Below are 8,305 nucleotides of genomic sequence, written 5' to 3'. Positions count from 1 at the left end.
TCCACTTCGACAGGTTCACGACCGCGAAGAACGTGGCCATCGTCGCGGTGAAGATCATCGGCGGCAGGCGCAGCGGCAGCACGTAGGCGCTGACCGGCGGCGCGCCCGCATGCGCGACGAAACTGGTGAAGCCCGACGCGATGCCGAGCCCGAAGCCCAGCCAGCGCGGCGGCGGCGGTGCATCGGCGCGCGGAGGGAACAGCAGGCGCTGCGCGAGGAACAGCAGCGTCAGCCCGCCGACGATGCCGGCCACCGTCTTCGGCTGCAGCAGCCCGAACGACAGCGTGCCGAGCACCGTGCCGAGCAGCCCGGCCGGGATCAGCAGCCGGATCAGCGCCTTGTCGCGCTGCTGGAACAGCGCCTTCACGCCGACCGCGTCCATCACCAGCAGCAGCGGCAGCATGATGGCCGCGGCCTGCGGCACCGTGATCGACAAGGCCATCAGCGGCGTCGCGAGCGAGCCGAAGCCGGCGCCGAAGCCGCTCTTGGAGAGGCCCATCAACAGCACGGCGGGGATGGCAGCGGCGTAGAACCAGGGGTCGGTGATCATCGATGCGCATTCTCGGCGCAACGGGGCGGGCTGCGTCGCCCCCCATGCCAGGTGGCCCCCTCTTCGGCTTGCGGACTCAGGTCTCTTTCTTGAATTGCTCCTTCAGCAAACGCAGTTGAGCTCGCTGCTCCTCCAGATGTCTCCGTATATCCACCCACGCCGTGGGCGTCGCCGAATCCTCTCCGACAGTCGACGCTACCCTTTGGCCTCGATCGTTCGTGGGCTTGCGGATACCCGACCGTTCCAGGTCAATGATGTTCTTGCCGATCAGGGGGTAGAGTTCCCCCGGAAGAGGTACCGGAGAGGAAAGGCAGATTGCGGCCAGCTGCGCCCTGCGACGCCCCTTGTTCGCATCGAGCTGCTTCAGCACGGCGGCCAGCAGCGAATCGTCACCGTGTGAGTTCGAATCCTTGAGGGAATAGGGCAACAACTCGCACAAGGTGCACGACCTCTCCAGCAGCGCCAAAGCCTCGGAATGGCATGCATCGTTCAGCTCGACCTGGCCCAGATTCAGGCTCTCGATCCGCAGGGGGTACCACTTGGTCGCAGCCAGGAAACACGCCACACCGTCGGCGGTGAAAGCCGTGTTCCCAGCGAGGTTCAGATGAACAAGCTTCGAGGGCTCATCTGAATGGAGGTCCACGGCAAACAGAACTTCGGAAATGACAGCCAAGTCGGTGTTCTGCAGCTTGGAACCATCGAGACGCAAGGAAGTCATGACGCTGCTCGAGCGGACGGCCCACAGAAGTTGCCTGAGCGTCGCGGACGGCATCACTGGCCGCCCGCGGACCTCCTTCGTGCCACTGAGCGCCTGCTCGCCAAGATCCAGAACGCTCAGTTGGCTGCCCGGCGCCTTCACAAGCTCGGCAATCAACTCGATGTGAAGGGGACCCATCCAGCGAAGCCCCCCGCCTTGCTCGATCGACATTCCGTGAAGGTCAAGCTTGGTCAGCGGGAGATGAGCCTTGGCGCCCAGGAGTATCGGACTCAGCCTCGGCAATATGGCACCCCGGAGAATCAAGGCACATGGCGGGCAGCCCGCGTGCGCCAGCACCTGCTGGAGCTTTTCGACATGCTTCGGCTCCAGCCCCCTTCCTGCCAGGTCGATCACCCGCGGTTCCTCGCACCCCTGCAGCCTCTCAATGACCGTCTCAACGTTGTGCTCGCCAAGGATCTCAAGCCAGGACATGCGCTTCTTTTGTGATGAGGCAACGGGTGTCGTCAGGGCAGTTCGCGGTGTTTGAAGTGAAGTTCGCATAGGGGATCCGACCGGCAAATCCCTTGAGTGAACATTCCGCCGCAACAGGTTCCACGCCCCCAGCACCCCCACGCCAACCCGGCCGCCGCGGCTCGGCGAAAATCCCCCCATGTTCGCCCCCACCCAGCACGACGTCCGCCGCTTCTTCTGCGAGACCTACCGCAAGCAGCGCGACAGCCTGCCACTGACGCCGATGGAGGCCGTGGCCGCCGACTGGATCGCCGGCCATCCGGAGTACCACGCCGACCTCGCCGATGAAGCAGCGGCGCTGGCCAAGGTCTACGAGGTCGAAGACGGCCGCACCAACCCCTTCCTGCACCTGTCGATGCACCTGTCGATCAGCGAGCAGGTCAGCATCGACCAGCCAACCGGCATCAAGCAGGCGTATGCGCTGCTCGCCGCCAGGCGCGGCTCGGCGCACGAGGCGCAGCACGAGATGATGGAGTGCCTGGGCGAGATGATCTGGGCCTCGCAGCGCAGCGGCCTGCCGCCGGACGGGCACAAGTACATCGACTGCGTGAGGCGCCGCGCGACGCGCTGAACCGCCGGTGAGACCGGCGCGTTACCAACGCTACGGTTTGCTGACAATTGCCAACGCGCAGATCGGTCACCATGGGGCTATGAAAGCCCTTTCAAAACTCCGCCCCTACCGTGCCGGCTTCGTGGCCTCGCTTGCCTGCGTCAGCTTCGCCTGCCTCGTCGCCACCTCGCAGGCCGATGCCGCGCCGTTCGTGCTGGCCTACACCGATGGCCAGCTCGGCCAGTCGTACACCAACCTGCAGGCCCATCACGCGCAGCTGAGCGCCGTCGGCCTCGGCTCGGCCTACAACCTGACGGCCGCCGGCACGGTCGGCACCGAGGGCCTGACGAACACGACGCGCAGCATCATCAGCTTCGCGAAGGGCAAGGGCCTGCCGCTGTACCCGACCGTCTCGGACTACAGCAACGATGCCGGCGGCTTCGACCCGGCGATCTCGAAGGCGGTGCTCGCCAGCGCGGCCAGCCGCGCGAAGGCGGTGACGAACCTGGTGAGCCTCGCCACGGCGAACGGTTTTGCGGGCATCGACATCGACCTCGAGGCGGTGCAGCCGTCGGACAAGGCGAACCACAGCGCGTTCATCGCCGCGCTGGCCGGYGGCCTGCATGCGCAGGGGCTGAAGCTCGTGATCAGCATCCCGCCGAAGACCAGCGACAAGGCGCCGGACTACCTGGGCGGCTACGACTACGCGGCGATCGGTGCGGTGGTCGACTACTTCCAGGTGATGACCTACGACGAGGTCGGCCCCGGCTGGGCCAGCAGCGGCTTCAACGGCGAGGTGTGGCCGGGCCCCGAATCGGGCCTGGACTGGCAGAAGGCGATCCTGTCGTACGCGGTGTCGCGCGTGCCGGCCTCGAAGGTGCTGGCCGGCCTGCCGAGCTACGGCTACGACTACAGCACCGGACAGGTGGTGCACTGGTCGAGCTACCCGTCGGTGCTGGCCTCGCATGCCAATGCGGTGCTGCAGCGCGATGCGGCTTCGGCGACGCCGTACGCCACCTGGGGCACGGTGCGCAAGCAGCCGGATGGCACCGAGTGGAGCAATTCGACCAAGCAGCCGGCACTCTGGTACGACGATGCGCAGAGCATCCAGGCCAAGACTGCGCTGGTGAACGCGTACGGCCTGGCCGGCACCAGCGTGTGGGCGATGGGCTATGAAGACGCGAGTTTCTGGTCGGCGGTGAAGGCCGGGCTGGACAACGGCGCGACGGCGCCGCTGAGCATCGACGCATCGGCCGGCACCGGTGGATCGATCGTGCCGAGCGGCACGGTGCAGGTCGTGCAGGGTCGCAGCCAGGGCTTCAGCATCGTGCCGAACGCCGGCTACGACATCAGCTCGGTGACGGTGGATGGCGCGTCGATCGGTGCGGTGACGAGCTACACCTTCAGCGACGTGCAGGCCGGTCATTCGATCCGCGCCGCGTTCACGGCGCGCGGCGGCAGCGGCGACACGCAGATCGAAGCGAGCGGCAGCGGCCAGGTGTGGACGAAGAACACGACGGCGCTATCGAACGCGAACCGCCAGGCGCGAACCGGCATCAACGACGGCAAGCTGACGACCGGCGTCACGCTGAATGCCGCCGGCGAAGGCGAGACGGGCAAGTGGGAAGCGGCCGGCGTCACGTGGACGGCCGCGAAGGCGGTCTCGAAGGTGACCTTCATCAACGGCGCGATCGACAGCTACGGCAACGGCTATTTCGAATCGGGCGTGAGCCTGCAGTACACGACCGACGGCACGCGCTGGATCGAATCGGGCTGGGCGATCGCGACGCCCTACCCCAACAGCGCAGCGGCCGGCGGCGCGAGCTATGCTTTCAGCGGCACACCGCTGGCGGGCGTGCTGGGCGTGCGGATCTCCGGCAAGACCGGCCCGCAGTCGTGGAGCGCGATCGTCAACGAGGTCCAGGTGACAGGCCACTGAGGGCCGGTTCGGCTCACAGGTAGCGCGCCCACAGGCTGTTGCTGAACTTGCCGTCCGGGTCGACGCTGCGCTTGAAGGCGCGCAGCTGCTGCGCCTGCGGATAGGCCGCATCGAACTGCTCGCGGGTCGCGTGCAGCTGGTACGGCAGGTAGTAGCGGCCCTCGTGCGCCAGCGCCAGGTCGATCAGCTCGCGCGTCCACACCGCGACCGCTTCGCAGGCCGCCGCATCGGTGCGCTGCTTGTAGTACAGGACGAACGAGAACACCTCCTCGGGTGCCCAGGCCATCAGCGACAGCGCGTCGGCCGGCGAATGCCGGATCGACACGTTGAGCGCCTGCACCTGGTGCGCGTTCAACACCTGGCCCAGCCGGCGTGCAAACGGCGCGAAATGCCGCGGCGGAATGAAGTACTCCTGCAGCACGTAGGTCGAGGCGCCGCGGCTGGCCGGTTCGAGCGCGGCCACGTCGAGGCTGGCCTCGTGGTTGCGCCACACCACCGCCGGCCCGTTGAAGCGCAGAGGCTCCACCACCGAGCTGCGCAGCGAGCCGCCACCCGGCAGTTCGGTCATCGCCCACAGCACGCCGCGCTCGAGCCGATAACGCCGGCCGCGCGACACCAACCGGGCCGCCTCCGTCACCGGCTTATCGGTGCGGCGCCAGGTCACCGACACCGGCCGGTCGAAGGTCGGCGGCAGCAGGTCGGCGTTGTGCATCACCGCCGTCGTGTCGTCCCGCACATCGTCGTGGAAGTGCTTCGGATAGTCGTCGAGCGTGAGCACTCGCACGTTGCGCTCCATGCGCACGTTGTCGACCAGGTCGAGCTCCACTTCGGTGATCACGCCGACCGCGCCATAGCCGCCGAGCGCGGCGCGGAACAGCTCGCCGTTCTGCGTTCGATCCGCCTCGACGACGCTGCCGTCGGCCAGCACCAGCTGCAACGCGCGGACCGAGTTGCTGACCGGGCCATTGCCGACATAGCGGCCATGCGCATTCACCGAGACCGAGCCGCCGATCGTGAAGTTGGCATAGCTCTGCATCGTCTGCACCGCGAGCCCGACCGGATCGATCACCTCCTGCAGGTCGCGCCAGCGCAGCCCGGCCTGCACGCGCACGCGACGCTGCGCCACGTCCAGGCTGATGATGCGGTTCATCTGCCGCATGTCGAGCTGCAGCCCGCCGGCCAGCGCAGTCTGCCCGCCCATGCTGTAGCGGCCTCCGCCGACGCTCACGCGGCCGGGCCACGCCCTCAGCTCACGCGCCACCGCCTCGGTGTCCGTCGGCACCGCCACCCGCGCCACCTCGACGGTGTAGAGCGCGGTGACGTTGGCCACCAGCGTGCCCGCAGCGCACAGGCGCGGCCACGCGCCGCCGGCCAGGAAACCGGCACCGGCCAGCGCCTGCACCAGCAGGCGCCGTCGCGACAGCGGCATCACTTGATGGTGATCCAGCGCCACTCCAGCCAGTTGTCGGCCCGATGGACAACATCCACGTTCGCCCGCGCCGCCCACGGAATCACCTGCCGGTGCAACGGGATGTTCAGCACCTGCTCGTTGTGCTGCTTCAGCGCGGCCTTGATCAACTGCTCGCGCTTCTTCGGATCAGGCTCACGGCTCGACGCAGCGGCCAGCTCGTCGAACTTCGCGTCCTTCGAGCCGCCCATGTTCCACGCGCCAATGCCACCCTCGCCGCGGCTGCGCAGCACCGGCGTGAACGTCGTCTCCGCATCGGTGATCGAGCCGCCCCAGCCCAGCATGTACATCGACGTGTCGTACTTCTGCACCTTCGGAAAGTAAGTCGCGCGCGGCATCGCGTTGACGCGGATCTTCACGTTCAGCTTGGCCCACATCGACGCGAGCGTCTGGCAGATCTCCTCGTCGTTGATGTAGCGGTTGTTCGGGCAGTCCAGCGTCACCTCGAAGCCCTGTGCATAGCCGGCATCGGCCATCAGCTTCTTCGCGGACTCCAGGTCGAAGGGCAGGCGCTTTTCCAGTTCGGGATCGTTGTAGGCGCCGAGCGCCGATGACGTGATGCCGCCGGTGGGCACGGCCTGTCCGCGCATCAGCTTGGTCTTGATGGTCTCGATGTCGATCGCCTGGTACAAGGCCTTGCGCACGCGCAGGTCCTTGAAGGGGTTCTTGCCCTTGACGCTGCCGTACAGCAGCTCGTCGCGGCTCTGGTCCATGCCGATGAACACGATGCGGTTCTCCGGCCCGTCGATCACCTTCACCGTCGGCGTGYTGCGCAAGCGCGCCACGTCCTGCGGGGCCGGGTCGAGCACGAAGTCGACCTCACCCGACAGCAGCGCCGCCACCCGCGTGGGGTCGCTCTTGATCGGGGTGTACACCACCTCCTGCACGTTGCCTTCGAACTTGCCCCACCACGCGGGGTTGCGCTTGTAGACGGTCTTCACGTCCGGCGCGCGCGAGACCAGCATGTATGGGCCGGTGCCGTTCGCGTTGAACGACGCGTAGCTCTCTTCCTTGTTCTTGAAGTCCAGCGGCTTCACGACCTTGTTCTTCTCGCACCAGGCCTTGCTCATGATCTGCACCAGCGTCGCGTGCTGCAGGAAGATCGGGTTCACCGCGGGCAGGTTGAACTCCACCGTCAGCGCATCGATCTTCTTCGGCTCGCCGAGCGCGTTCGCATACGCCTTGATGTCCGACGTGCCCTCGCGAGCCCGCTGCACCGAGAACACCACGTCGTCGGCGGTGAACGGCGTGCCGTCGTGGAACTTCACGTTCGGCCGCAGCTTCACGCGCCACTGCGTCGGCGCCGTCTGCTGCCACTCGGTGGCCAGCACCGCCTCGATGCCCAGTTGCTTGTCGCGATTGACCAGCGTCTCGTAGACCTGCCCATTGATCGCATTCGTCAGCGACTCGTTCTGCGAATGCGGGTCCATGGTCTGCGCGTCGCCCTGCGTGGCCCAGCGCAGGGTTTGGGCGTGTGCGCCGGCGCACAGCATGGCGCCCAGGCAAAGCATCGGAATCCAGCGTTTCATGAAGCAGATCTCCCGGAAGGTGGATGGCATGAAGTGCCGCAGTCTACGGTGCGAATTCCGCGCGCCCAAGTAAAAACGCCGCTGGGTCGCAGCGGCGTTTTGCATATGGGGGAAGGGATCAGCGGAAGCGCGACTGGGGCACCGTGTGCAGTTCGCTCGGCAGCGAGGCCAAGTACTGCGCCAGCGTCTTCAGCTCGGCATGCGAGAACTGCTTGACCTGGCCGACCATGATCGCGTTGCTGCGGCCGATCTGCGGGTTGCCGTTGGTCTGGTAGGCCTTCAGCGCGACGAACAGGTAGTCGGCGTGCTGGCCGGCGAGCTTCGGGTAGCTGCCGTCGATCGGCTTGCTGAAGTTCTCGCCGTGGCACGACACGCAGTTGCCCTTCTTGAGCAACGCATCGACCTCCGGCGTGGCCTTGGCCTTCTCGGCGAGCTGGGGCTGCTCCTTCGGCAATTGTTCGTAGAAGGCCGCGAGGTCGGCCATGTCCTGGTCGGTGAGCGGCGCGGCGACGGCGCGCATCGTCGGGTGCTTGCGCTCACCCTTCTTGTACTCGCCGAGCGCGGCGACCACGTACTTGGCGCCCTGGCCCGCGATCATCGGCACCTTGTGCACCTCGGGGAAGCTCGCCTGGTAGCCCGGGATGCCGTGGCAGCCGATGCACATCGCGGCTTTCTTCTCGCCGGCCTTGGCATCGCCGGGCTTCACGTCCTGCGCCACGGCCGCACCGGCCAGCAGCAGGGAGGCAGCGATCGCCGGAATCAGAGTCGTCATCTTCATCAGATTCGTCAGGGAAACCAGCTTTGTCATGGCAGCTTTTTGAAGTTGGCGAGGGCTTGTCTTCGAACCGCGGGCGATTATAGGGCCCGCCTTATACTGGTCCGCACCCCCTTCAAACCCTCGCGACGCATGAAGTTCAAAGGCTCCGACAACTACGTCGCCACCGACGACCTGATGCTCGCGGTCAACGCGGCTGCCACGCTGAAGCGGCCGCTGCTGATCAAGGGCGAACCCGGCACCGGCAAGACGATGCTGGCCGAGGA

Annotated in this window: 7 protein-coding genes and 1 pseudogene; 3 read left to right on the top strand and 5 right to left on the bottom strand. The window is 66.7% G+C overall.

Annotation, left to right across the window (positions count from 1 at the left end):
- Positions 1 to 550: TSUP family transporter (locus AC1D1T_RS27385; RefSeq protein ID WP_477992860.1), on the bottom strand; the 550-nt coding region annotated here is incomplete at its 3' end.
- 76 nt (positions 551 to 626) lie between these two features.
- Positions 627 to 1,739, bottom strand: coding sequence for a hypothetical protein (locus AC1D1T_RS27380; RefSeq protein ID WP_477992859.1), 1,113 nt, complete (start codon positions 1,737 to 1,739; stop codon positions 627 to 629).
- A gap of 178 nt (positions 1,740 to 1,917) precedes the next feature.
- Between AC1D1T_RS27380 and AC1D1T_RS27375 the strand changes: the two genes are divergently transcribed.
- Positions 1,918 to 2,349, top strand: coding sequence for a DUF1841 family protein (locus AC1D1T_RS27375; RefSeq protein ID WP_477826936.1), 432 nt, complete (start codon positions 1,918 to 1,920; stop codon positions 2,347 to 2,349).
- 121 nt (positions 2,350 to 2,470) lie between these two features.
- Positions 2,471 to 4,267 carry a glycosyl hydrolase family 18 protein gene (locus AC1D1T_RS27370; RefSeq protein WP_477826935.1) on the top strand — a complete coding sequence of 599 codons (1,797 nt, stop codon included), beginning with the start codon at positions 2,471 to 2,473 and terminating at the stop codon, positions 4,265 to 4,267.
- A 13-nt stretch (positions 4,268 to 4,280) separates the two neighbouring features.
- On the opposite strand, the gene AC1D1T_RS27365 is transcribed toward AC1D1T_RS27370, so the two are convergent.
- The 3 genes from AC1D1T_RS27365 to AC1D1T_RS27355 all read right to left on the bottom strand — a co-directional run bounded on the left by AC1D1T_RS27365 (position 4,281) and on the right by AC1D1T_RS27355 (position 8,036).
- The gene (locus tag AC1D1T_RS27365) at positions 4,281 to 5,696 is read right to left on the bottom strand and encodes an FAD-binding oxidoreductase (protein WP_477826934.1); all 1,416 of its coding nucleotides are present in this window, start codon (positions 5,694 to 5,696) and stop codon (positions 4,281 to 4,283) included.
- On the bottom strand, positions 5,696 to 7,264 hold the full coding sequence (locus AC1D1T_RS27360; RefSeq protein WP_477992858.1) for an ABC transporter substrate-binding protein: 1,569 nt from the start codon (positions 7,262 to 7,264) through the stop codon (positions 5,696 to 5,698). Before AC1D1T_RS27360 ends, AC1D1T_RS27365 begins: the two co-directional genes overlap by 1 nt.
- Positions 7,265 to 7,382: 118 nt before the next feature.
- The gene (locus AC1D1T_RS27355; protein ID WP_082004252.1) at positions 7,383 to 8,036 is read right to left on the bottom strand and encodes a c-type cytochrome; all 654 of its coding nucleotides are present in this window, start codon (positions 8,034 to 8,036) and stop codon (positions 7,383 to 7,385) included.
- 135 nt (positions 8,037 to 8,171) lie between these two features.
- Here AC1D1T_RS27355 and AC1D1T_RS27350 point away from each other — a divergent pair.
- A pseudogene (locus tag AC1D1T_RS27350) lies at positions 8,172 to 8,305 on the top strand (AAA family ATPase); the annotation flags it as partial.

It is taken from the genome of Rhizobacter sp. P2_H3, from assembly GCF_056403355.1.
This window is presented reverse-complemented; position numbering and strand designations above follow the sequence as displayed.